This is a genomic window from Pseudomonas sp. B6001, from assembly GCF_013386015.1.
In the GTDB taxonomy this organism is placed as follows: Bacteria; Pseudomonadota; Gammaproteobacteria; order Pseudomonadales; family Pseudomonadaceae; genus Aquipseudomonas.
Window position 1 is genome coordinate 86353 of record NZ_JACAOX010000001.1, and the last position, 22650, is coordinate 109002.

The 22650-nt window shown below is 62.5% G+C and carries 25 protein-coding genes; 3 read left to right on the top strand and 22 right to left on the bottom strand.

The window, feature by feature from the left end:
- Positions 1-15: 15 nt before the first annotated feature.
- The 9 genes from ccmI to ccmA form a co-directional block, all read right to left on the bottom strand.
- Positions 16-1209, bottom strand: coding sequence for a c-type cytochrome biogenesis protein CcmI (gene ccmI / locus HX821_RS00375; RefSeq protein WP_102369664.1), 1194 nt, complete (start codon positions 1207-1209; stop codon positions 16-18).
- Entirely contained in the window at positions 1202-1675 is a 474-nt protein-coding gene (locus HX821_RS00380; protein ID WP_003210629.1) for a cytochrome c-type biogenesis protein, read from the bottom strand. The genes ccmI and HX821_RS00380 overlap by 8 nt, the downstream gene beginning before the upstream one ends.
- The gene (locus HX821_RS00385; protein ID WP_008434782.1) at positions 1672-2208 is read right to left on the bottom strand and encodes a DsbE family thiol:disulfide interchange protein; all 537 of its coding nucleotides are present in this window, start codon (positions 2206-2208) and stop codon (positions 1672-1674) included. The genes HX821_RS00380 and HX821_RS00385 overlap by 4 nt, the downstream gene beginning before the upstream one ends.
- Positions 2205-4193, bottom strand: a complete 1989-nt coding sequence (locus HX821_RS00390; RefSeq protein WP_177035121.1) for a heme lyase CcmF/NrfE family subunit — start codon at positions 4191-4193, stop codon at positions 2205-2207. Before HX821_RS00390 ends, HX821_RS00385 begins: the two co-directional genes overlap by 4 nt.
- 3 nt (positions 4194-4196) lie before the next feature.
- Positions 4197-4652 carry a cytochrome c maturation protein CcmE gene (gene ccmE / locus HX821_RS00395; protein ID WP_008434786.1) on the bottom strand — a complete coding sequence of 152 codons (456 nt, stop codon included), beginning with the start codon at positions 4650-4652 and terminating at the stop codon, positions 4197-4199.
- Positions 4649-4825 (bottom strand): heme exporter protein CcmD, encoded by a 177-nt coding sequence (gene ccmD / locus HX821_RS00400; protein WP_008434788.1) that lies wholly within the window; start codon positions 4823-4825, stop codon positions 4649-4651. The genes ccmE and ccmD overlap by 4 nt, the downstream gene beginning before the upstream one ends.
- Positions 4822-5577 (bottom strand): heme ABC transporter permease, encoded by a 756-nt coding sequence (locus HX821_RS00405; RefSeq protein ID WP_003210634.1) that lies wholly within the window; start codon positions 5575-5577, stop codon positions 4822-4824. The genes ccmD and HX821_RS00405 overlap by 4 nt, the downstream gene beginning before the upstream one ends.
- A gap of 85 nt (positions 5578-5662) precedes the next feature.
- Entirely contained in the window at positions 5663-6331 is a 669-nt protein-coding gene (gene ccmB, locus HX821_RS00410) for a heme exporter protein CcmB (protein WP_003210635.1), read from the bottom strand.
- A complete protein-coding gene (gene ccmA / locus HX821_RS00415; RefSeq protein WP_003210636.1) occupies positions 6328-6909 on the bottom strand; it encodes a cytochrome c biogenesis heme-transporting ATPase CcmA in 582 nt (193 codons plus the stop codon). The genes ccmB and ccmA overlap by 4 nt, the downstream gene beginning before the upstream one ends.
- A gap of 252 nt (positions 6910-7161) precedes the next feature.
- Between ccmA and HX821_RS00420 the strand changes: the two genes are divergently transcribed.
- From HX821_RS00420 to HX821_RS00430, 3 genes are all read left to right on the top strand, one after another.
- A complete protein-coding gene (locus HX821_RS00420) occupies positions 7162-8745 on the top strand; it encodes a flagellar hook-length control protein FliK (protein ID WP_032899324.1) in 1584 nt (527 codons plus the stop codon).
- Positions 8742-9071 (top strand): EscU/YscU/HrcU family type III secretion system export apparatus switch protein, encoded by a 330-nt coding sequence (locus HX821_RS00425; protein ID WP_177035122.1) that lies wholly within the window; start codon positions 8742-8744, stop codon positions 9069-9071. The genes HX821_RS00420 and HX821_RS00425 overlap by 4 nt, the downstream gene beginning before the upstream one ends.
- A gap of 227 nt (positions 9072-9298) precedes the next feature.
- Positions 9299-10462 carry a hypothetical protein gene (locus HX821_RS00430; protein ID WP_102369668.1) on the top strand — a complete coding sequence of 388 codons (1164 nt, stop codon included), beginning with the start codon at positions 9299-9301 and terminating at the stop codon, positions 10460-10462.
- 33 nt (positions 10463-10495) lie between these two features.
- On the opposite strand, the gene HX821_RS00435 is transcribed toward HX821_RS00430, so the two are convergent.
- From HX821_RS00435 to flhF, 13 genes are all read right to left on the bottom strand, one after another.
- The gene (locus HX821_RS00435; protein ID WP_003210640.1) at positions 10496-10891 is read right to left on the bottom strand and encodes a DUF2802 domain-containing protein; all 396 of its coding nucleotides are present in this window, start codon (positions 10889-10891) and stop codon (positions 10496-10498) included.
- On the bottom strand, positions 10892-11377 hold the full coding sequence (locus HX821_RS00440; RefSeq protein WP_003210641.1) for a chemotaxis protein CheW: 486 nt from the start codon (positions 11375-11377) through the stop codon (positions 10892-10894).
- Between the two features lie 73 nt (positions 11378-11450).
- A complete protein-coding gene (locus HX821_RS00445; protein WP_003210642.1) occupies positions 11451-12254 on the bottom strand; it encodes a CheW domain-containing protein in 804 nt (267 codons plus the stop codon).
- A 151-nt stretch (positions 12255-12405) separates the two neighbouring features.
- On the bottom strand, positions 12406-13194 hold the full coding sequence (locus HX821_RS00450) for a ParA family protein (RefSeq protein ID WP_003210643.1): 789 nt from the start codon (positions 13192-13194) through the stop codon (positions 12406-12408).
- A gap of 51 nt (positions 13195-13245) precedes the next feature.
- Positions 13246-14133: a flagellar motor protein MotD gene (gene motD / locus HX821_RS00455; RefSeq protein ID WP_003210644.1), complete on the bottom strand. Its 888-nt coding sequence runs from the start codon at positions 14131-14133 to the stop codon at positions 13246-13248.
- A 15-nt stretch (positions 14134-14148) separates the two neighbouring features.
- The gene (locus HX821_RS00460; protein ID WP_003210645.1) at positions 14149-14889 is read right to left on the bottom strand and encodes a flagellar motor protein; all 741 of its coding nucleotides are present in this window, start codon (positions 14887-14889) and stop codon (positions 14149-14151) included.
- Positions 14889-16010 carry a chemotaxis response regulator protein-glutamate methylesterase gene (locus HX821_RS00465; RefSeq protein WP_008434810.1) on the bottom strand — a complete coding sequence of 374 codons (1122 nt, stop codon included), beginning with the start codon at positions 16008-16010 and terminating at the stop codon, positions 14889-14891. The genes HX821_RS00460 and HX821_RS00465 overlap by 1 nt, the downstream gene beginning before the upstream one ends.
- A gap of 49 nt (positions 16011-16059) precedes the next feature.
- Complete coding sequence (locus HX821_RS00470; protein ID WP_177008379.1) at positions 16060-18270, bottom strand: chemotaxis protein CheA; 2211 nt, start codon at positions 18268-18270, stop codon at positions 16060-16062.
- An 11-nt stretch (positions 18271-18281) separates the two neighbouring features.
- Positions 18282-19070 carry a protein phosphatase CheZ gene (locus HX821_RS00475; protein ID WP_003214538.1) on the bottom strand — a complete coding sequence of 263 codons (789 nt, stop codon included), beginning with the start codon at positions 19068-19070 and terminating at the stop codon, positions 18282-18284.
- 18 nt (positions 19071-19088) lie between these two features.
- Positions 19089-19463 (bottom strand): chemotaxis response regulator CheY, encoded by a 375-nt coding sequence (locus HX821_RS00480; protein ID WP_005790040.1) that lies wholly within the window; start codon positions 19461-19463, stop codon positions 19089-19091.
- A 170-nt stretch (positions 19464-19633) separates the two neighbouring features.
- Positions 19634-20374, bottom strand: coding sequence for an RNA polymerase sigma factor FliA (gene fliA / locus HX821_RS00485; RefSeq protein ID WP_008434817.1), 741 nt, complete (start codon positions 20372-20374; stop codon positions 19634-19636).
- On the bottom strand, positions 20371-21204 hold the full coding sequence (gene fleN / locus HX821_RS00490) for a flagellar synthesis regulator FleN (protein WP_003192912.1): 834 nt from the start codon (positions 21202-21204) through the stop codon (positions 20371-20373). The genes fliA and fleN overlap by 4 nt, the downstream gene beginning before the upstream one ends.
- A gap of 120 nt (positions 21205-21324) precedes the next feature.
- Positions 21325-22641, bottom strand: a complete 1317-nt coding sequence (gene flhF, locus HX821_RS00495; RefSeq protein ID WP_003214543.1) for a flagellar biosynthesis protein FlhF — start codon at positions 22639-22641, stop codon at positions 21325-21327.
- Between the last annotated feature and the right edge of the window lie 9 nt (positions 22642-22650).

Sequence of the window (22650 nt, forward strand, 5' to 3'; positions counted from 1 at the left end):
GGGCATTTCCTCGAATTATTGGTCCGGACTGTCGATGGTCAGCTGCTGCAGCGCAGTGGTGCTGCTGGCCAGGGGTTGGCTGCGGCCGATCCACTCGCCAGCTGTGGGAACACCTGCCCGGGATATGCGCGCAACCAGTTGGACTTCGGGAAAGTTGGACAGTTTCAACTGCGGCATCATCGCGTCGCTGTCGCCCAGCTCGACGGTGATCGGCAGGTCGGCCACGGTCACGCGCTTGGCCGCCAATGGCGCCGGCGGGCCTTTGACGGCGCGGGCGAAGATGAACACGCTGTCGGTCGGCAAGGCCTTGGCCTTCACATCGGCGGCCAGGTCCACCCGCACTTGTATCTGTTTTTCTGCCTTCACGGGCGCCACGCTGCCGCCGCTCTCCTTGAGCTTCTCGGCGGCCCGGTCGATCCCGCCTTGCAGCGCGGCACGGGAATTGTCGTCCGGTGGCAGTTGCGCCAGCAGGCGGTTCCAGTAGTCGATCGCTTCCTGGTAACGCTGGCCTTCAAAGGCGGCGATGCCCAGCAGGCCGAGGCTGGTGACTTCCTTCGGGTCGAGTTTCAGTGCTTCGTCGGTCAGGGCCTGGACCTTGGGCGACCACTGTTTGTTGTCGGCAAAGTACTGGGCCTGGGCCCACTGGCCGAGCAACTCGGGCTGGCGACCGGCCAGGGCCACGGTGCGCTCGAAGATTTTCGCCGCATCAGCGGAACGGTCCTGGGCCATGTAGGCGCGACCGAGGAAGTACAGGCCTTCCGGCGAATCCGGCTGGGCCGCTGCGGCGCGCTCCAGGCGGCGGGTCATGTCTTCCATGGACACCGGCGGCTGGGAGAATTCGCGGGTCAGTTCGACCTTGTCGCTGGCACCGTAATGCAGGTACAGCGCCACGCCCAGCACCGGCACCAGAAACGCCGCGAGCAACGGCAACGGTTTGCCGAGGCGCGATTCCCGGGGCTTTTCCACACCCTCGGTATCCGCCAGCAACTCACGGGCCGCTTCAGCGCGCCCGCTGTCCAGCTGGGCCGCATCCAGCACGCCTTCGGTCTGCTGGGTTTGCAGTTCCGCCACGCGTTCCTGGTACAGCGCCACGTTCAATGCAGTGCGATCCTCTTCACGCTGGGCACGGCGGCCGCGTAACACCGGGATCAGCAGGAAACTCAAGGCAATCAGAAGCAGCAGACCTGCTGCGAGCCAGAAATCAATCATCAGTTTTTTTGTCCAGCAGTTGGTCGAGGCGTTGACGCTCATCGACGGAAAGCGAGTCCGAGCCATCGGCCGGGGCGACACGACGGCGGCGCACAATCACCGCCATAACGACTAAGCCTGTGAGCAACAACCCGGCGGGGCCGAACCACAGCAGCGCTGTCTTGCCGGTGAGCGCCGGCTTGTAGCGCACGAAGTCACCGTAGCGGTCGACCATGAAGTCGATGATCTGCTGATTGTCCTTGCCCTCGCCGAGCATGCGGAAAATCTCTTTGCGCAGGTCGGCGGCGATCGGTGCGTTGGAGTCGGCGATGTCCTGGTTCTGGCACTTGGGGCAGCGCAGCTCCTTGGTCAGTTCGCGAAAACGCTCGCGGTCTCCGTCCTTGGCAAATTCGTAAGTGTCGATGGCGGCGTGGGCCACGCCGACCATGCTCAAGCCCAATACCGCGGCGGCTAACCAACGCTTCATGGCTTGGCCTCGTCCACCAGCGCCTGGTACTTGGCGGCCAGTTGCTCGCGCCACACCACTTCGTCGATCACGCCCACGTACTTGTCGCGGATCACGCCCTTGGCGTCGATGAAGAAGGTTTCCGGAGCGCCGTACACACCAAGGTTCAGCCCGAGGTTGCCGTCTTCGTCGCGGATATCCAGCTGGTACGGGTTGTGGAATTCAGCCAGCCACTTCAGGGCGGCAGCATTGTCGTCCTTGTAGTTGATGCCGTAGATCACCACGCCCTTCTCCGCCAGCTTGTTCAGCACCGGATGCTCCACGCGGCAGGAAATGCACCAGGTGCCCCACACGTTGACCAGTGCCGGTTTGCCCAGCAAATCAGCCTGGGTCAGGGTCTTGTCGCCCTGCACCGTCGGCAGCGAGAACGCCGGGAATGGCTTGCCGATCATGGCCGACGGCAACTCGGCCGGGTCCAGGTACAGCCCGCGATACAGGAACACCGCCACCACCAGGAACGCCGCCAGCGGTAACACCATCAACCAACGCTTCATACTGGCGCTCCTTGCAGGCCGAGGGCTTCACGCACTCGGCTCTTGACCTTGACCCGGTAGCGCCGGTCCATCGCTGCCAGCAAACCACCGAAGCCGGTGAGCAGGCCGCCGAACCAGATCCAGCGCACAAACGGTTTGACGTGGACCCGCACGGCCCAGGCGCCATCGCCCAACGGCTCACCCAGGGCGACGTAGAGGTCGCGGGTGAAACCGGCGTCGATCCCGGCTTCGGTCATCATCGAGCTTTGTACGGTGTACAGGCGTTTTTCCGGGTGCAGCACCGCCACTTCCTTGCCGTTGCGCACAACGCGTACGGTGCCTTTGTCGGAGGTGAAGTTGGGGCCTTCGAAGTGCTTGGCGCCTTCGAAAATGAAGTGGTAACCAGCCAGGTCCATGGACTCGCCGGGGGCCAGGCGCAGGTCGCGCTCGGCGCTGTTCTGGCTGGACAACACCACACCCAGGGCGCACACGGCGATGCCGATGTGGGCGACCTGCATGCCCCAGTAACTGCGGGTCATGGACGGCAAGCCTTTGATCAAACCTTTGTGGCGGGTCTTGTCGATCAGGTCGCGTACACCGGCCAGCAATACCCAGGCCGCGAGCATGAAGGTGGCAAGCACGGCCCAGTTGAAGTCGCCGTAGGCAATACCGGCGATCACGGCCAGTGCGGCGCTGCCCAGCAGTACCGGGGTGAGCATGCCCACCAGCCATTTCACCGGGGTGTCTTTCCAGCGCACCAGTACGCCGACCGCCATCACCACCATCAGCAGCGCCATCAAGGGGATGAACAGCGCGTTGAAGTACGGCGGGCCGACGGACAGCTTGGCGCCGCTCAGGGCATCCAGCACCAGCGGGTACAGGGTACCGAGCAGAATCATCGAGGCCGCCACCACCAGCACCAGGTTATTACCCAGCAGCAGGGTTTCCCGGGACCAGAGGTTGAAGCCCACGTGGCTCTTGACCACTGGCGCACGCAGGGCGAACAGCGTCAGCGAACCGCCGACCACGAACAGCAGGAAGATCAGGATGAACACGCCGCGCTCCGGGTCGGAGGCAAACGCGTGCACCGAGGTCAGTACGCCGGAACGCACCAGGAACGTACCCAGCAGGCTCAGGGAAAACGCGGCGATGGCCAGCAACACGGTCCAGCTTTTGAACACGCCGCGTTTTTCCGTGACTGCCAGCGAGTGAATCAGCGCGGTGCCCACCAGCCAGGGCATGAAGGAGGCGTTTTCCACCGGGTCCCAGAACCACCAGCCGCCCCAGCCGAGTTCGTAGTAGGCCCACCACGAGCCCAGGGTGATGCCGATGCCGAGGAATGCCCAGGCGACGATGGTCCACGGCCGCGACCAGCGCGCCCAGGCGGCATCGAGACGCCCGCCGAGCAAGGCGGCGATGGCGAAGGCGAAGGCGACCGAGAAACCGACGTAGCCCATGTAGAGCATCGGCGGGTGCACGATCAGGCCGATGTCCTGCAGCAGCGGGTTGAGGTCGTGCCCGTCGACCGGGATCTGCGGCAGGATGCGGGTGAACGGGTTGGAGGTCATGATCAGGAACAGCAGGAAGCCGATGCTGATCATGCCCATCACCGCCAGCACCCGGGCCAGCATCACCTGCGGCAGTTGGCGGGAGAAGATCGAGACGGCAAAGGTCCAGCCGCCGAGGATCAATGCCCACAGCAGCAACGAACCTTCGTGGGCGCCCCACACGGCGCTGAACTTGTAGTACCAGGGTAAGGCGCTGTTGGAGTTATTGGCGACGTAGGCGACAGAAAAGTCGTCGGTCATGAAGGCGTAGGTCAGGCAACCGAAGGCGAACACCAGAAAGGCGAACTGGCCCCAGGCAGCCGGCTGGGCCAGGCTCATCCACAGGCGGTCACCGCGCCAGGCGCCCAGCAACGGGACCACGGCCTGGACGATGGCAAAGCACAGGGCGAGGATCATCGCCAGTTGGCCCAACTCCGGAATAAACAGTGCGGACGTCATGACTTAGCCCTCCTTGGCAGGGGTCGGGGCGGATTGGCCGCTGTCTTTGAGGGCCTTGGTGACTTCCGGCGGCATGTATTTTTCATCGTGCTTGGCCAGCACTTCGTCGGCCACTACCACGCCGTCGGCGTTGAGCTTGCCGAGGGCAACGATGCCCTGCCCTTCGCGGAACAGGTCCGGGAGGATGCCGCGGTAGGTGATGGTCACGGACTTGTTGAAGTCGGTGACGATGAACTTGACGTCCAGGGAGTCGCCGGAGCGTTGCAACGAGCCTTTCTCGACCATGCCACCGGCACGGATTCGGGTGTCCAGCGGCGCTTCGCCGTTGGCGATCTGGGTCGGGGTGTAGAACAGGTTGATGTTCTCCCGCAGGGCGCTCAGGGCCAGGGTCACGGCAATGCCGACACCGGCCATGATGGCCAGGATGATCAACAGACGCTTTCTACGCAGCGGATTCACTTTTCGGTCTCCCGGCGCAAACGACGCGCCTCTTGTTGCAGGTAACGCTTGCGGGCCAGGATCGGCGCGGCGACGTTGAGGGCCAGCACCGCCAGGCAAATGCCATAGGCCGTCCAGACGTACAGGGCGTGATGGCCCATGGCGAGAAAATCACTGAAAGAGTTGAAGCTCATCCACGGGCTCCCAGGCTGTTTTGCACTTCGGCCTTGACCCAACTGGTGCGGGCTTCACGCTTGAGCACTTCGAGGCGCATGCGCAGCAGCAGCACGGCGCCAAAAAAACAGTAGAACCCCAGCACCATCAGCAGCAGCGGCGCCCACATTTCCACGGGCATTGCCGGCTTTTCGGTGAGGGTGAAGGTGGCGCCCTGGTGCAGGGTGTTCCACCACTCCACCGAGTATTTGATGATCGGGATGTTGATCACGCCGACGATCGCCAGCACCGCGCAGGCCTTGGCGGCGCTGTCACGGTTGCTGATGGCGTTGCCCAGGGCAATCAGGCCGAAGTACAGGAACAGCAGGATCAGCATCGAGGTGAGTCGCGCATCCCATACCCACCACGAACCCCAGGTCGGCTTGCCCCAGATCGCGCCGGTGACCAGCGCCACGGCGGTCATCCAGGCACCGATGGGCGCGGCGCATTGCAGGGCGACGTCCGCCAGCTTCATCTTCCACACCAGGCCGACGATGCCGCACACCGCCAGCATCACGTAGCAGGACTGGGCCAGCATCGCGGCAGGCACGTGGATGTAGATGATGCGAAAGCTGTTGCCTTGCTGATAGTCCGGCGGCGCGAAGGCCAGGCCCCAGACCAGGCCGATGCCGATCAGCAATACCGCGGCGATGCTCAACCACGGCAGCAGTTTGCCACTGATGCCGTAAAACCATTTGGGCGAGCCGAGCTTGTGAAACCAGGTCCAGTTCATGCTGTTTCCATCACGGTTGCTTCTCGTCGTTGCGAGAAGCTTAGGGTCTTTACTGGTTAAGGTTCTATCGCTTAACCAGACCTCATTATTCGCCGACGCTGATCTTCAGGCCAGCCGCTATAGCAAAGGGTGTCAGGGTTACCGCCAGGGCGGCCAGGCTGCCAAGCCACAGGAGGTAACCGGTCGCCGGCATGCCCTGGAGCGCGGCTTGCAGCGCGCCGCTGCCCAGGATCAACACCGGGATATACAAAGGCAAGATCAGCAGGGCCAACAACAGGCCACCGCGTTTCAAACCGACGGTCAGTGCCGCACCTACGGCGCCCAGTAGACTGAGAACCGGCGTGCCAAGCAACAAGGAAAGGAGCAACACCGGCAGGCATTCGGTGGGCAACCCCAGCATCATCGCCAGCAGCGGCGCGAGCAATACCAGCGCCAGGCCGGAAAACGCCCAGTGTGCCAGTACCTTGGCCAATACCAGAAGTGGCAGGGGGTGCGACGAAAGGACCCACTGTTCGAGGGAACCGTCTTCAAAATCACTGCGAAACAGCCCGTCCAGCGAGAGCAGGACTGACAAAAGCGCCGCCACCCAGACCAGTCCCGGAGACAAGGTTTGCAACAGTTTAGTCTCGGGGCCCACCGCCAACGGGAACAGCGCAATCACAATCGCGAAGAACACCAGCGGGTTGGCCAATTCGGCCGGACGGCGACAGAGTAACCGCGCTTCGCGGGCGACCAACAGGGCAAATACGCTCATACCGCCCACCGGCCCAGGTCGAGGTCGCGGTAACCGGCAGGCATGCGCGTCAAGGTGTGGTGAGTGGTCAGGACAACCATGCCGCCCTGCTCGCAGTGCGCGGCAAGGTGTTCTTCCAATTGGGCAACGCCTTGTTTGTCGAGGGCGGTGAAGGGTTCGTCGAGAATCCATAGCGGCGGGCCGTCGAGATACAAACGGGCCAGGGCCACGCGGCGCTGCTGGCCGGCGGACAGGGTGTGGCAGGGAACGTCTTCGAAACCCTTGAGGCCAACCGCGGCCAGCGCCTGCCAGATCGCCTCGCGGCTGGCGGGATGATGCAGGGCGCTGAGCCAACTGAGGTTTTCTTCAGCGGTAAGCACATCCTTGATTCCGGCGGCGTGGCCGATCCAGATCAGGTTGCGCGCCAGCTCGGTGCGCTGCTCGTGCAACGGTTTGCCGTTGAGCCGCACTTCCCCCGCCGTCGGCTGCATCAGACCGGCCAGCAGGCGTAACAGGCTGGTCTTGCCGCTGCCGTTGGGGCCGCTGACCTGCACCATGTCGCCGCCCGCCAGACGCAGTTCGAGGTGTTCGAACAGCATCCGCAGGTCACGTTCACAGGCGAGCGCTACGGCTTCTAGAAGAGGGCTGGTCAAGAGATCGCGGGCCTTTACGGTTCAAGTCGGCGGTGGAACGGCCGTTAAAGAGATGCACATTAACTGCTTTGGCGACCGTTTTTAGAGAGCTGGATCAATCAGTTGTGTTGTTTTTAACGCTCTCTTTGAAGACGGGCGGCATTATACATGTGATGCCCTACTCTAAAGAGGGCAATTTCCCCTGAGACGGCGCGCACGATGACCGGTGAGATCAATCTTCCCACGCTCCCCCCGACGCTTCCGGCCGGGCCTGCGCCCGCGCCTGCAGCGGGCGAGTTGCTGAAACTGCTGGAGCCGCAGACCGGCCTGATCGACCCCGGAAAAACCGTAAATGCCGAGGTGCTGGCACTGAAACAAGGCGGCGATGCATTTCAGTTGCTGCTCAAGCTGACCCTGGAAGGCGGCCGGCAAACCCTGGTGCAGGCCAGCAGCAGCCAGCCGCTGCCGCTGGGTACCCAGGTGGAAGTCAGCCAGACGCCGTCGGGCAATTTGTCCATCAGCCTGCAGCAGGCCCTGAGTTCCAGCGTCGCCGCGCTGACGCGTATCGACACCAGCCAGTTACCGGTGGGCACCCTGCTGCAAGGCAAGGTGCTGACCACCCAGGCGCTGCCACAGGGCGCCAACCAGCCGGTGGTGTATCGCTCACTGGTGTCGGTGCTCAATAACGTCCTCAGCGGCGCGACCCTGACCGTCGAAAGCCCGCAGCCCTTGCGCGTCGGCAGCCTGCTCAGCGCCGTGGTGCAAAGTGCGCAGACCTTGAGCTTTGTACCGCTGAGCGGGCGCCAGGACCAATTGGCCGTGGCCCAGCAACTGTCCACCCAGCAAAGCCGCCAGGGCTCGCTGGACGTGGTGTTCACCGCGCTGCAAAGCCTGCCGGCGACCAGCAGCGACAGCACCGGGGCCGACCTGCGCGCCGCCGCCGAGCGTTTGCTCGCCGGCCTGCCCGACCTGGCCCAGGCCAGCAACCCCAAGGTGCTGGCGCAACTGATCCAGAACAGCGGGACCTTCCTCGAAGCCAAGTTGCTGGCCGGGCAAAACCCGCAGATACCGCCGCTGGACATGAAAGGCGCGCTGCTGCGCTTCGTCGCCGACCTGCTGCCATCCCTGCCCGCCAGCACCAATCTGAATGCGATCCTCGCTGCCAACACCCTGGCGCAGTTGCTGCCCAGCTTCGTACGCAGCCCGCTGGGCACCCTCGGCCAGGTCGGCGCCAGGCAGGCGCCCGCAGGCTTTCCGCTGCCCGATCGGCTGATGCAACGCCTGGAAGGTGAAAGTGACCTGGAAAACCTGCTGCGCCTGGCCGCCGGGGCCATCTCCCGCCTGCAAAGCCATCAGCTGTCGAGCCTGGAGCAGACCGGTACCACCGCCGACGGCAAGCTCTTGACCACCTGGCAGCTGGAAATCCCCATGCGCACCTTGCAGGACATCGTGCCGTTGCAGGTCAAGTTCCAGCGGGAAGAACCGGCGCCCGACAAGGAACAGCCGGAACGCAAGGACAGCAAGGATCCCAAGCAAATGCTCTGGCGCGTGGAAATGGCGCTCGACATGGAGCCGCTCGGCCCGTTGCAGGTCCAGGCGCAACTGAGCCAGGGCAAACTGTCGAGCCAGTTGTGGGCGACCCGGCCCTTCACCGCCAGCCTGATCGAAAGCCACCTGGGCAGCCTGCGCGAGCGCCTGGTGTCGTCGGGACTCAACGTCGGCGACCTCGACTGCCACCTCGGCACCCCGCCACGGGGCCCGAAAACCGGGCTTGAACAACGCTGGGTGGATGAAACCGCATGAAAAACCCCAACCCGCCCCGCCAGGCCATCGCCCTCAAATACGACGGGCAACAAGCGCCGACCCTGACCGCCAAGGGCGACGATGCCCTGGCCGAAGCCATCCTCAAGCTGGCCCGGGAGAACGAAGTCCCGATTTACGAAAATGCCGAGCTGGTCAAATTACTGGCACGCATGGAGTTGGGCGACAGCATCCCGGAAGAGTTGTACCGCACCGTCGCCGAGATCCTCGCGTTTGCCTGGACGCTGAAGGGCAAGTTCCCGGTGGGCTACGACCCGGACGCGGGGCCGGTGGAGCGGGATGTGACGGAAAGAGGCGACGATTATTAAGGTGGGAGCCGGCTGATCGTTCCCACGCTCTGCGTGGGAACGCCGCCTCGGACGCTCCGCGTCCAACTGGCGCTGCAACGTTCAAGTCTTGCGCAGGGGTGACGCGGAGCGTCACGGGATGCATTCCCACGCAGAGCGTGGGAATGATCAGTTGCGGTGGGTGGTGTATAGCAATTATATCTTTCGAGGTATAGATTATCTCGAACCCGATAGTTCAGGATAAACCCATGAGCCCTACCCGCCCGATTCTCAGTCGAAAGCTACTCGCCGAAGCGCTCGCCCGTGATCTGGCAGGCGAGTCATTTGCCGACTACAGCTCCGGCATGTTCCTCGCGGCTCCGCGCCGTACCGGCAAGAGTACGTTCCTGCGCAACGACCTTATCCCTGAGTGCAAGGCCCGGGGCTGGCTGCCGGTGTACGTGGACCTGTGGATGAACCGCGAAGTCGACCCCGCCGAACTGATCTCCGGCGCCATCGGCAAAGCCCTGGGCGAGTTCGAAAGCGCAGTGAGCAAAGCGGCCAAGAAGGCCGGTATCGACAAGATCAGCCTGCTGCGCACCTTGAGTTGGGATTTCACCAAGCCTCAACTGCCCGCCGGCACCACGCTCAGCCACGCCCTGGACGTGCTGCACCAGGTCTCGGGGCAAATGATCGTGCTGATCGTGGACGAAGCCCAGCACGCCCTCAACAGCGAAGGTGGGGTGAACGCCATGTTCGCCCTCAAGGCGGCACGGGATCATCTCAACGGCAGCAGCACGGCCGATGGCCTGCGCCTGGTCTTCACCGGCTCCAGCCGGGACAAACTGGCCAACCTGGTACTCAAGAGCAAACAACCGTTCTTCGGCGCCCACATCACGCCGTTCCCGCTGTTGAGCCGGGATTTCGTCGAGTTTGTGACGGACCTCTGGAACCAGCGCCTGGCCGCGACCAACCAGTTCAACCTGGAGGACATGGACTATGCCTTCCAGCTCGTTGGCCGGCGCCCGGAAATGCTCAACAAACTACTGACCGAAGTGAGCGTGGGTCTTGGCGAAGCCAGCAACCTTGGCGAGTTGCTGAGGACCGGGGCACTCAATCACCAGGCCGGCATCTGGAGCGATTACGAGAGCGCCTACAACGACCTCTCGCCGCTGCAACAGGCGGTACTTGAAGTGATGGGCGAACGAACCCTGGGCAAGCAGGCGTTCTCGCCTTTTGCGGAGAAAACCTTCCAGGATGTGAACCGCAAGCTGGAACAGGCCCAGGTCGAGCCGAACGCCAGCACACCAAACGTGCAGAAAGCACTGGAAGTGCTGCGGGAGAAGGAGTTGGTCTGGAAAGCCAACCGTGGTGAATATGCTTTGGAGGACTCGACCATGGCCGAATGGCTGAGCAACCGGCACCGGCTATAAGCTGCAAGCAATAGCGCTTGCAGCTCGTAACCTTCAGCTGTCCTTGTGCAACCGGCTCATCAACTGCGCTTCAGCCTGGGTCAACCCGCAGGACTGGGTCAGCTCATCCACCGTGGCGCCCATGCCCACCAGCTTCGCCGCCTGGGCGAATGAGAGGCTCGACGGGTCACGCTGCTCGAGTGCCGACAGCTTGTCCGGCAACGGCGCCAGCACCGAACGCAGCTCGTGCACTTCATCACCCACACGCACCGCACTTTGCTGGAAGTGGTCGACCCGCTTGGCCAGCTCCAGGATCCGCCGGTCGCGCACAGCGTCGCGCTCGACTTGTCGAGTGGCCAATTCCCGTTGCTGGCGAACATAACGCAGCAGGAAGCCCAGGGTCCCGGCCCAAAGGATGGCCAGGACGATCACCGCTACCTCAAGAAACAATCAGATATTCTCCAGGTCCTGCCACTCTTCTTCGCTCATCATCTTGTCCAGCTCAACCAGAATCAGCAGTTCGCCGTTCTTGTTGCAGACACCCTGGATGAACTTGGCCGATTCTTCGTTGCCGACGTTCGGCGCAGTCTCGACTTCGGATTGGCGCAGGTAAACCACTTCCGCCACGCTGTCGACCATGATCCCGACCACTTGCTTGTCGGCTTCGATGATCACGATGCGGGTGTTGTCGTTGACTTCGGTCGGCACCAGGCCAAAACGCTGGCGGGTGTCGATCACGGTCACCACGTTGCCGCGCAGGTTGATGATGCCCAGCACATAGCTTGGGGCACCCGGAACCGGAGCGATTTCGGTGTAGCGCAGCACTTCCTGCACACGCATCACGTTGATGCCATAGGACTCGTTGTCCAGCTTGAAGGTGACCCATTGCAGGATTGGATCATCCACCAGACCTTGTGCGGACACTGACTTGTTCATACTCCAGACCCCTTCAAATACCGTTGGTTACGGTGTGTGTTCTTGGGCAGCGCCGTAGCGCTGCTGCTTGTTATCAAGTGCGTTTGTTCAGCGGCATGGCTTTTACCGCGCCGCTGGCAATCAACTCCGCCAGTTCGGCGACATCCAGCAACGCGCACATGTGTTCGATCACAGTGCCCGCCAGCCATGGCCGCTGGCCCCGGTGGCTGCGCCATTTGATTTCGTTCGGGTCCAGGCGCAATGAGCGGCTGACCTGATGCACCGCCAGCCCCCACTCGTAGCCCTGGACCGAAATAACGTATTGCAGGCCCTGGCGGAAGTCATCGCGGTAGCGGTCGGGCATCACCCAACGCGCGGTGTCCAATACCTTCAAGTTGCCCTGCTGGCTCGGCAGGATCCCGAGGAACCAATCCGGCTGGCCGAACAACGGCGTCAACTCCTGGCCTTCCAGGGAGTAGATCGACCCCAGGCACACCAGCGGCACCGCCAGGGTCAGCCCGGCGACATCGAACAGCAAACATTCGAACGGCTCCGCAGCCCACACCGGGCGACCGTCGCCCTGTACCGGCGGCGGCGTGATGCTCGGCGGGAGGTGAACCTCAACCACCGGCTCCACCACTACAGGCGCAATCACCACAGGCTCGACGGGCACAGCAACCGGTACAGGAACTGCTACGGGAACGACCAACGCATCACGGGCCTGTTCTTCCAGGACCGCCAGCTGAAACTCGTCCAGGGCAGCAGGTTCAGGCTCGATGACTTCATCGAGGATCAGAATCGGCTCCGGCATGTCCTCGGTGGCGTCCTGGAGCAAAGCGTCCAGGTAGGACTCCAGCGCCAGTTGCGGCCGTGTCTTGAAATCAACGGGACGGTTCATCTGTATGCCCACGCGCAAGCCCCATCAACCCTGTATTCAGAGGTTATCGGCCTGTGAGTGTCCGGACTTGAATCGAGAGCCGGTTTGGTCAGGAAAACCGCGGCGTCTGCATCGCTGGCAAGCCAGGCTCCTACAGGGCTGTTTATGACCATCACGCCACCTGCGCCACAAGTTGCTGGGACAACAGGTGCTTGAGCAACGCCCGATACGCCAGCACCCCACGGCTCTTGCCGTCGAACTGCGACGGCGTCAGCCCTGCCCGGCTCGCATCCCGCAGGCGCGTGTCCACCGGGATGTAGCCTTGCCAGATGGTGTCCGGATAAGCATCGCGCAATACCCGCAAGGTGCCGAGGGACGCCTGGGTACGGCGGTCAAACAGGGTCGGCACGATGCTGAACGGCAGCGCTTGCTTGCGCGAGCGGTTGATCATCGCCAGGGTGCTGACCATGCGCTCCAGGCCCTTGACGGCCAGGTGCTCGGTCTGCACCGGGATCACCAGCTGTTGGCTGGCGGCCAGGGCGTTGACCATCAGCACGCCGAGCAACGGCGGGCTGTCGATGATCGCGTAGTCGAAGTCCTGCCACAGCTGCGCCAGGGTCTTGGCGATCACCAGGCCCAGGCCGCTCTGCCCCGGCGACTGGCGCTCAAGGGTGGCCAGGGCGGTGCTGGACGGCAACAGCGAGATCTTTTCATTGCTGGTAGGCAGCAACAGTTGCCCCGGCAAGTCGGCCGGCACGCTGCCCTTGTGCAGGAACAGGTCGTAGCAACTGTGTTCCAGGGCATCCGGGTCATAGCCGAAATAGCTGGTCATGGAGCCGTGGGGGTCCAGGTCGACCACGACCACACGCTTGCCGGCCTCGGCCAGCAAGCCGGCCAAGGCGATGGACGTGGTGGTTTTACCGACACCACCCTTTTGATTGGCAACTGCCCAGACTCTCATTCGGATTGTTCCTCCCGGCAGGCACAGGCTCGACCGAGAAATTGCATGGGGTTATAGAGCCGGTGACGGAGAATTGACGGCACTCCCGCGAACCGGCGCCTTTACGGGCGCTGGTGCAGTTTGTGTGCCAGCCCGCTTCAAGGCGGCATCCGGTGTTGCATTGGCAGTGCCGGTACCGGTCAGGCTGCGGCGCACGTCCAGGTTGCGCGACACCACCAGCACCACCCGACGGTTGCGCGCACGGCCTTCCGCCGTGGCGTTATTGGCCACCGGCTGGAACTCGCCGTAACCCACCGACGCCAGGCGCCCGGGGTTCACACCCTGCATCGCGAGCATTCGTACAATACTCGCCGCCCGGGCCGAAGACAGCTCCCAGTTGGTCGGGTACTGCGCGGTACTGATCGGCAGGTTATCGGTAAAGCCTTCAACGTGGACCGGGTTTTCAAACGGCTTCAGGATCGCCGCCACCTTGTCGATGATGGTAAACGCCTGGTCGCTGGGCATTGCATCGGCACTGGCGAACAGCAGGCTGGAATTGAGCTCGATCTCGACCCACAACTCATTGCCGCGCACGGTCATCTGGTTGGAGCTGATCAGGTCGCCAAAGGCCGCGCTGATGTTATCGGCGATGCTTTTCAGCGGGTCGCTGGTGCCACCGATGCCGGCGGCGGTTTCATCGCTGTCGTTGACCAGCGGCTTGGCCGGGGTCACGGTCTTGGGGCGTTCTTCGCCAATGGGTATCGGCTTGAGGGCGCGGTCAGCGTCGTTGAATACGCCAATCAGCGCCTGGGAAATGACTTTGTACTTGCCTTCGTTGATCGAGGAAATGGAGTACATCACCACAAAAAACGCGAACAGCAACGTAATGAAGTCGGCGTAGGACACCAGCCAGCGTTCATGGTTGACGTGTTCTTCAGGCTCGCGGCGGCGACGGCTCACAACAAATACCTCCCATCAATCCATGAAGCCCTGGAGCTTCAATTCGATGGAGCGCGGGTTTTCACCCTCGGCAATCGAGAGGATGCCTTCGAGCAACATCTCGCGATAACGCGACTGGCGCAGGGCGATCGACTTGAGCTTGCTGGCCACCGGCAACAACACCAGGTTGGCACTGGCCACGCCGTAGATGGTGGCGACGAACGCCACGGCAATCCCGCTGCCCAGTTGCGACGGATCGGCCAGGTTGCCCATCACGTGGATCAAGCCCATCACCGCACCGATGATGCCGATGGTCGGCGCGTAGCCGCCCATGCTTTCAAAGACTTTGGCAGCGTTGATGTCGCGGCTTTCCTGGGTGTAGAAGTCCACTTCGAGGATGCTGCGAATCGCTTCCGGCTCGGCGCCGTCCACCAGCAGTTGCAGGCCTTTGCGTGCGTAGCTGTCGGGCTCGGCATCGGCCACGCCTTCCAGCCCGAGCAGGCCTTCCTTGCGCGCCGTGAGGCTCCAGTTGACCACGCGGTCGATGCCGCCCGGCAAGTCGACACGCGGCGGGAAGATAATCCAGATGAGGATCTGCATCGCGCGCTTGAACGAACTCATGGGCGACTGCAACAACGCCGCGCCCACGGTGCCGCCGATCACGATCAACGCCGCCGGGCCGTTGGCCAGGGCGCCCAGGTGGCCGCCTTCGAGGTAGTTGCCGCCGATAATCGCGACAAACGCCATGATGATGCCAATCAGGCTCAATACATCCATCAGAGGCAAGCCTCCACCAGGTGCTTGCCGATGTCGTCCAGGCTGTAGACGGCGTCGGCCAGGTCGGCCTTGACGATGGCCATGGGCATGCCATAGATCACGCAGCTGGCTTCATCCTGGGCCCAGATCGCGCTGCCGCCCTGCTTGAGCAGGCGCGCGCCTTCACGGCCATCGGCGCCCATGCCGGTCAACACCACCGCCAAAACTTTGTCGCCGTAGGATTTGGCCGCGGAACCGAAGGTGATATCCACACACGGCTTGTAGTTCAGGCGTTCGTCACCCGGCAGGATTTTGATCGCACCCCGGCCATCGACCATCATCTGCTTGCCACCGGGGGCCAGCAGCGCCAGACCCGGACGCAGGATGTCGCCATCCTCGGCTTCCTTGACGCTGATGCGGCACAGCTTGTCCAGGCGCTCGGCGAACGCCTTGGTGAACGCGGCCGGCATGTGCTGGATCAACACGATCGGCGCCGGGAAGTTGGCCGGCAATTGGGTCAACACCCGCTGCAAGGCCACCGGGCCGCCGGTGGACGTACCGATGGCCACCAGTTTGTAGGCCTTGCGCTTGGGCGCAGGTGAATGTGCGGCGGGCGCAGCCGTACGCACCGGGGCGGCGGCCGGGCGCGCAACCGGTGCCGGCGCCGGGCGACCAAAGGTGCTCGGGGCGGCCGGTGGCGGCGTAACGGGAGCGGGCGCCGGCGCACTGAACAGGCTGCGACGGTTACTGCGGGAGATGCTGTGCACCTTCTCGCAGAGCATCTGCTTGACCTTCTCGGGGTTGCGCGAGATGTCTTCGAAATTCTTCGGCAGGAAGTCCACCGCGCCGGCATCCAGCGCATCCAGGGTGACCCGGGCGCCTTCGTGGGTCAGCGAAGAGAACATCAACACCGGCGTCGGGCAGCGCTGCATGATGTGCCGCACCGCCGTGATGCCGTCCATCATCGGCATCTCGTAGTCCATGGTGATCACGTCCGGCTTGAGCGCCAGGGCCTGATCGATCGCCTCTTTGCCGTTGGTGGCCGTGCCGACCACCTGGATATTGGAATCCGATGAAAGAATTTCCGAGACGCGGCGGCGGAAGAAACCCGAATCGTCCACCACCAGGACCTTGACTACCATAAACACTCCGTTAGGCCGGGCGAGGGACAACCGCCCTGCCCGGGCCGAATCAAATACGCCGTGCGGCGTAACGCTTGAGCATGCTCGGAACATCCAGAATCAGCGCGATCCGACCGTCACCGGTAATGGTCGCACCCGACATGCCCGGGGTTCCCTGCAGCATTTTGCCCAAAGGCTTGATGACCACTTCTTCCTGGCCCACCAGTTGATCGACCACGAAGCCGATACGCTGGGTGCCCACGGAAAGAATCACCACATGGCCTTCGCGCTGCTCTTCATGTTTGGCCGAAGCCACCAGCCAGCGCTTGAGGTAGAACAGCGGCAACGCCTTGTCGCGCACGATCACCACTTCCTGGCCGTCCACCACGTTGGTGCGCGACAGGTCGAGGTGGAAGATTTCGTTGACGTTGACCAGCGGGAAGGCGAACGCCTGGTTGCCCAGCATCACCATCAGGGTCGGCATGATCGCCAGGGTCAACGGCACCTTGATGACGATCTTCGAGCCCTGGCCCTTGGTCGAGTAGATGTTGATCGAGCCGTTGAGCTGGCTGATCTTGGTCTTCACCACGTCCATGCCCACGCCACGGCCCGACACGTCGGAAATCTCGGTCTTGGTGGAGAAGCCCGGGGCGAAGATCAGGTTGTAGCACTCGGTGTCGGTGAGGCGGTCGGCGGCGTCCTTGTCCATCACCCCACGCTTGACTGCAATGTTGCGCAGTACCGTGGGGTCCATGCCTTTGCCGTCATCGGTGATCGACAGCAGGATATGGTCGCCTTCCTGTTCGGCCGCCAGGATCACTTTGCCCTGGCGGTTCTTGCCTGAGGCTTCGCGCTCTTCCGGCGTCTCGACACCGTGGTCGACCGCGTTGCGCACCAAGTGGACCAGCGGGTCGGCCAGGGCCTCGACAAGGTTCTTGTCGAGGTCGGTTTCTTCACCCACCAGTTCCAGGTTGATCTCTTTCTTGAGCTGGCGTGCCAGGTCGCGAACCAGGCGCGGGAAACGGCCGAAGACTTTCTTGATCGGCTGCATCCGGGTCTTCATGACGGCGGTCTGCAGGTCTGCGGTGACCACGTCGAGGTTCGACACGGCCTTTTGCATGGCCTCGTCGCCACTGTTCAGGCCCAGGCGCACCAGGCGGTTACGCACCAGCACCAGTTCGCCGACCATGTTCATGATGTCGTCCAGGCGCGCGGTATCAACCCGCACGGTGGTTTCGGCTTCACTGGCCGGTTGCTTGTCCGGGGCCGGGGCAGCCGCGGCAGCCCGGGCCGGTGCTGGAGTCGGAGCCGGAGCCGCTTTCGCTGCGACAGGCGCGGCAGCCTTGGCGGCAGGAGCCGGTGTTGCGACAGCCGCGGCAGCAGCCGGTGCAGCAGCGCCGACCACTTCGGTGAACTTGCCCTTGCCGTGCAGTTCATCCAGCAGGGCTTCGAATTCGTGATCGGAGATCAGTCCATCGGCGGCCGGCGCAGCAGCGGGTGCCGCAGGCGCGGCGGCCGTTGCGGCGACTTCCGGCAGAGCCTCGGCGGCAAACGAGCCTTTGCCGTGCAACTGGTCCAGCAGCGCTTCAAATTCGTCGTCGGTGATTTCATTGCTGACGGGCGCCGCGGCTTCCGTTGGCGCTGGCGCTGCGGCCACCGCGTCCGGGGCAAACTGGCCCTTGCCGTGCAACTGGTCGAGCAACGACTCGAACTCGGCGTCGGTAATGTCTTCGGTGGTCGGCACCATGGCCGGCGCACTGGCTGCCGGCGCTTCGGCTTCGGCCTTGACGGCGTTCAGCGAGTCCAGCAGTTGTTCAAATTCGCTGTCGGTCACGTCGCCCGCAGGCTCGGCAACCGGCTCAGCCACCGCTTCCACCACGGGAGCGTTGGCCGCAGGTTCCGCCAGGCGCGCCAGGGCGGCCAGCAGTTCCGGCGTGGCGGCAGTGATCGGTGCGCGCTCGCGCACTTCACTGAACATGCCGTTGACCGCGTCCAGTGCTTCCAGGATCACGTCCATCAGTTCCGAGTCGACGTGTCGCTCACCCTTGCGCAGGATGTCGAACACGTTCTCGGCGATGTGACAGCACTCCACCAGCTCGTGGAGCTGGAGGAAGCCGGCGCCCCCTTTTACAGTATGAAAACCGCGAAAAATTGCATTGAGCAGGTTCGCATCATCCGGTCGGCTTTCCAGCTCGACCAGTTGTTCGGACAGTTGCTCTAAAATTTCGCCGGCCTCTACAAGGAAATCCTGAAGGATTTCTTCATCGGCGCCGAAGCTCATGGGTGTGCTCCTTAGAAGCCTAAACTGGACAGCAAATCGTCTACGTCGTCTTGCCCGGATACAACGTCTTCACGTTTATCGGCATGAATCTGCGGACCTTCACCCTTGGCGAGGTGTTTTTGTGGATCTTTTTCAGAAAGGATCGCTGCGCGGTCATGTTCGATGCCGGCAAACCGGTCGACCTGGCCCGCCATCAACACCAGTTTGAGCAGGTTGCTTTCCACTTCGGTGACCAGTTGGGTCACACGCTTGATCACCTGACCGGTGAGGTCCTGGTAATCCTGGGCCAGCAGAATGTCATTGAGGTTGCTGGAAACCGTGCGGTTTTCCTGCTCGCTGCGGGACAAAAAGCCCTCGACCCGACGCGCCAGCTCACGAAACTCCTCAGCGCCCACTTCCCGACGCATGAACCGGCCCCAGTCCGTGCTCAGGGCCTTGGCTTCACTGGCCATACCGTTGACCAGAGGCGTGGCGTTTTCCACCAGGTCCATGGTGCGGTTGGCCGCCGCCTCAGTCAGCCTGACCACGTAGGACAGGCGTTCGGTGGCATCCGTGATCTGCGAGATTTCCTCGGCCTGGGGCATGTGCGGGTCAATCTGAAAATTGACTATCGCACTGTGCAACTCACGGGTGAGCTTGCCCACTTCCTGGTACAGGCCGCGGTCACGGGTCTGGTTGAGCTCATGGATCAACTGCACCGCGTCGCCGAACTGGCCTCTTTCAAGGCTTTCGACGAGTTGATGAGCATGTTTTTTCAGGGTCGACTCAAAGTCGGCCTGCGATGATTCTTTATGCTCCATAGCTCCCCCGTGGCAGCATCAATGACCGATGCGTTCGAAGATCTTTTCGATCTTCTCTTTCAAGGCCAGTGCAGTGAATGGCTTGACCACGTAGCCGTTGACCCCGGCCTGGGCGGCTTCGATGATCTGTTCACGCTTGGCTTCAGCGGTCACCATCAGCACAGGCAGGCTGCGCAGTTTTTCATCAGCGCGCACGTGGCGCAGCAGATCGATACCGGTCATGCCCGGCATGTTCCAGTCCGTTACCAGAAAGTCGATGCTCCCGCTGTTGAGGATCGGAATCGCCGTAATACCGTCATCCGCCTCGACCGTGTTAGTGAACCCAAGGTCACGCAACAGGTTTTTTATGATCCGCCGCATCGTTGAGAAGTCATCAACGATGAGGATTTTCATGTTCTTGTCCAATTCGACCTCCAAGCAGTCTTAAACGCGCCCAGCACCTGGGCGCGCCATATCAATCAACAGGCGTTACACAAAAAGGACTACCGGGGGCGCACCACGGGCCAAGCCCGTCCGGGCGCAGGGCCTGGACGGTATCGTTCGCAGTGTCCCCACACTGCCTGTCAGCGCGCTCGCCACTCTCCCAAACGCCCCCGCAAGCGGGCCGCGCACTGGCTGTGTAACTGGCTGACCCGCGATTCGCTGACCCCCAGGACCTCACCGATTTCCTTGAGGTTCAGCTCTTCGTCGTAGTACAGCGCCAACACCAGTCGCTCACGCTCCGGCAAATTGGCTATCGCGTCCGCCAGCGCGCTCTGGAAGCGTTCATCTTCCAGGTCCCGTGACGGTTCGAGATGGGCACTCGCGCCGTCCTCGTGCAGCCCTTCATGTTCGCCGTCCTGTAAAAGGTCGTCGAAACTGAACAGCCGGCTGCCCAAGGTATCGTTCAAAATCCCGTAGTAATCGTCGAGACTCAATTGGAGTTCGGCCGCAACTTCATGATCTTTAGCGTCGCGACCGGTTTTTGCTTCAATTGAGCGAATTGCGTCACTCACCATCCGCGTATTGCGGTGCACTGATCGCGGCGCCCAATCACCTTTACGCACTTCATCGAGCATGGCCCCACGGATACGGATACCCGCGTATGTCTCGAAACTCGCGCCCTTGCTCGCGTCGTACTTGGTCGACACTTCAAGCAGGCCGATCATCCCGGCCTGGATCAAGTCTTCGACCTGCACGCTGGCAGGCAAGCGCGCCAGCAGGTGATAGGCAATGCGCTTGACCAGGGGCGCATAGCGCTCGATCAATTCGACTTGACTGTCACGTGCCGACTTCTTGTAAAGGTTGTAGCCGCTGGCTGTCATAGCACCGGTCCTGCGCTCGTCTGATGCACCAATCGCTCGACGAAAAACTCCAGATGCCCCCGGGGATTGGCGGGCAACGGCCAGGTATCGACCTTCTGGGCAATAGCCTTGAACGCCAATGCGCACTTCGAACGAGGGAACGCTTCATAGACCGCACGCTGCTTTTGCACGGCCTTGCGCACACACTCGTCGTAAGGAACTGCGCCAACGTATTGTAAGGCGACATCGAGGAAGCGATCCGTGACCTTGGTCAACTTGGCGAACAGATTCCGCCCTTCCTGCGGGCTTTGGGCCATGTTGGCCAGCACGCGGAAGCGGTTCATGCCGTAGTCGCGGTTGAGCAGTTTGATCAGGGCGTAGGCGTCGGTGATCGAGGTGGGTTCGTCGCACACCACCAGCAACACTTCCTGGGCTGCGCGCACGAAACTGACCACCGACTCGCCGATCCCGGCGGCGGTGTCGATCACCAGTACGTCGAGGTTGTCGCCAATGTCGCTGAACGCCTGAATCAGGCCGGCATGTTGCGCCGGACTCAGGTGCACCATGCTCTGGGTGCCGGAAGCCGCCGGCACGATGCGAATCCCGCCGGGGCCTTGCAACAGTACGTCGCGCAGCTCACAGCGGCCTTCGATGACATCGGCCAGGGTATGTTTGGGCGTCAGTCCCAGCAGAACGTCGACGTTCGCCAGCCCCAGGTCAGCATCCAGCAGCATGACGCGACGGCCAAGCTCTGCCAGGGCCAGGGACAAATTCACTGACACGTTAGTTTTTCCGACGCCACCTTTGCCGCCGGTCACCGCGATCACCTGTACGGGATGCATGCTGCCCATTTTATTTCTTTACCTTGTCTTGCTTAGACGCAGGCTACATAAGTTGGCCGCGCGAACTGCTGGCAGGCCATCGATGTAGATACTTTTCACTGTCATTTTTAAATAGAAAGCCATGATGCCTCAGCCAACTCGCTTGTTCGGGCTGTGGTAGAGGTCAGCAAACATGTCAGCCATCGCTTCCTCACTGGGTTCTTCCTGCATTTGCACGCTGACAGCCCGGCTGACCAACTGATGACGGCGCGGCAGATGCAGATCATCCGGGATCCGCGGCCCGTCGGTCAGGTAGGCGACCGGTAATTCATGACTGATTGCCAGGCTCAATACTTCGCCCAGGCTTGCCGTCTCATCCAGTTTAGTCAGGATGCAACCCGCCAGCCCGCAGCGCTTGTAGCTGTGGTAGGCGGCGGTCAATACCTGCTTCTGGCTGGTAGTGGCAAGTACCAAATAGTTTCTGGATTTGATCCCGCGCCCGGCCAGGCTTTCCAGCTGCATGCGCAGGGCCGGGTCGCTGGCTTGCAGGCCGGCGGTGTCGATCAGCACTACGCGCTTGCGCAGCAGTGGGTCGAGGGCGTTGGCCAGGGACTGGCCCGGGTCGACGTGGGTCACCGGCACATTGAGGATGCGGCCCAGGGTCTTGAGTTGTTCCTGGGCGCCGATGCGGTAGCTGTCCATGCTCACCAGCGCGATGTTCTGGGCGCCGTACTTGAGCACGTAACGTGCGGCCAGCTTGGCCAGGGTGGTGGTCTTGCCCATGCCGGCCGGGCCGACCATGGCAATCACACCGCCTTCTTCCAGGGGTTCGATTTCCGGGGTGACGATCATCCGCGCCAGGTGGGCCAGGAGCATGCGCCAGGCCTGGCGAGGTTCTTCAATTTGCGTGGTCAGTTGCAGCAGGTCGCGGGACAACGGGCCGGACAGGCCAATGCGTTGCAGGCGACGCCACAGGTTGGCCTGTTGTGGCTGGCTGCCCTGCAACTGGTTCCAGGCCAGCGAACCCAGCTGCACTTCCAGCAGCTCACGCAGGCCGTTGAGTTCGAAACGCATCGAGTCGAACACCCGCTGGTCTACCGCCGGCGCCGGGGCTGGCGCAGCAGGACGCGGTGGTTCAACAAAAGTCGGCTCTACCAGCGGCTCGGACGCGGTCAACGGCAGCCCGGCAAACAGCTGGCGATTGGTGGAGGCGTCGCTGTCGCCACGCATGCTCAGTTCAGCCTGGGCCGAGACAATGCGCGAAGCGGTCTTGCGCAGCTCGTCTTCCAGTTCCATGTTCGGCACGCGCGGCGCCAGGGCCGAGGGTTTGTAATCCAGGGCAGCCGTCAGCTCCACACCGCCGGCAATACGACGGTTACCGATAATCGCAGCGTCGGCGCCCAACTCATCACGTACCAGTTTCATGGCCTGACGCATATCGGCGGCGAAAAAACGCTTCACTTGCATATCCCACTA

What these genes read in the sequence shown, in the direction of transcription:
- ccmD (WP_008434788.1), bottom strand. Translation starts at nt 4,825, where the DNA reads ATGAGCTTCAACTCTTTCAGTGATTTTCTCGCCATGGGCCATCACGCC.
- HX821_RS00480 (WP_005790040.1), bottom strand. Translation starts at nt 19,463, where the DNA reads ATGAAAATCCTCATCGTTGATGACTTCTCAACGATGCGGCGGATCATA.
- HX821_RS00420 (WP_032899324.1), top strand. Translation starts at nt 7,162, where the DNA reads ATGACCGGTGAGATCAATCTTCCCACGCTCCCCCCGACGCTTCCGGCC.
- HX821_RS00380 (WP_003210629.1), bottom strand. Translation starts at nt 1,675, where the DNA reads ATGAAGCGTTGGTTAGCCGCCGCGGTATTGGGCTTGAGCATGGTCGGC.
- HX821_RS00445 (WP_003210642.1), bottom strand. Translation starts at nt 12,254, where the DNA reads ATGAACCGTCCCGTTGATTTCAAGACACGGCCGCAACTGGCGCTGGAG.
- ccmB (WP_003210635.1), bottom strand. Translation starts at nt 6,331, where the DNA reads ATGAGCGTATTTGCCCTGTTGGTCGCCCGCGAAGCGCGGTTACTCTGT.
- HX821_RS00430 (WP_102369668.1), top strand. Translation starts at nt 9,299, where the DNA reads ATGAGCCCTACCCGCCCGATTCTCAGTCGAAAGCTACTCGCCGAAGCG.
- ccmI (WP_102369664.1), bottom strand. Translation starts at nt 1,209, where the DNA reads ATGATTGATTTCTGGCTCGCAGCAGGTCTGCTGCTTCTGATTGCCTTG.
- HX821_RS00460 (WP_003210645.1), bottom strand. Translation starts at nt 14,889, where the DNA reads ATGGATGTATTGAGCCTGATTGGCATCATCATGGCGTTTGTCGCGATT.
- flhF (WP_003214543.1), bottom strand. Translation starts at nt 22,641, where the DNA reads ATGCAAGTGAAGCGTTTTTTCGCCGCCGATATGCGTCAGGCCATGAAA.
- fliA (WP_008434817.1), bottom strand. Translation starts at nt 20,374, where the DNA reads ATGACAGCCAGCGGCTACAACCTTTACAAGAAGTCGGCACGTGACAGT.
- ccmA (WP_003210636.1), bottom strand. Translation starts at nt 6,909, where the DNA reads ATGCTGTTCGAACACCTCGAACTGCGTCTGGCGGGCGGCGACATGGTG.
- HX821_RS00475 (WP_003214538.1), bottom strand. Translation starts at nt 19,070, where the DNA reads ATGGAGCATAAAGAATCATCGCAGGCCGACTTTGAGTCGACCCTGAAA.
- HX821_RS00470 (WP_177008379.1), bottom strand. Translation starts at nt 18,270, where the DNA reads ATGAGCTTCGGCGCCGATGAAGAAATCCTTCAGGATTTCCTTGTAGAG.
- HX821_RS00425 (WP_177035122.1), top strand. Translation starts at nt 8,742, where the DNA reads ATGAAAAACCCCAACCCGCCCCGCCAGGCCATCGCCCTCAAATACGAC.
- fleN (WP_003192912.1), bottom strand. Translation starts at nt 21,204, where the DNA reads ATGGGCAGCATGCATCCCGTACAGGTGATCGCGGTGACCGGCGGCAAA.
- HX821_RS00440 (WP_003210641.1), bottom strand. Translation starts at nt 11,377, where the DNA reads ATGAACAAGTCAGTGTCCGCACAAGGTCTGGTGGATGATCCAATCCTG.
- HX821_RS00450 (WP_003210643.1), bottom strand. Translation starts at nt 13,194, where the DNA reads ATGAGAGTCTGGGCAGTTGCCAATCAAAAGGGTGGTGTCGGTAAAACC.
- HX821_RS00405 (WP_003210634.1), bottom strand. Translation starts at nt 5,577, where the DNA reads ATGAACTGGACCTGGTTTCACAAGCTCGGCTCGCCCAAATGGTTTTAC.
- HX821_RS00465 (WP_008434810.1), bottom strand. Translation starts at nt 16,010, where the DNA reads ATGGTAGTCAAGGTCCTGGTGGTGGACGATTCGGGTTTCTTCCGCCGC.
- HX821_RS00385 (WP_008434782.1), bottom strand. Translation starts at nt 2,208, where the DNA reads ATGAAGCGTTGGTTGATGGTGTTACCGCTGGCGGCGTTCCTGGTGGTG.
- HX821_RS00390 (WP_177035121.1), bottom strand. Translation starts at nt 4,193, where the DNA reads ATGACGTCCGCACTGTTTATTCCGGAGTTGGGCCAACTGGCGATGATC.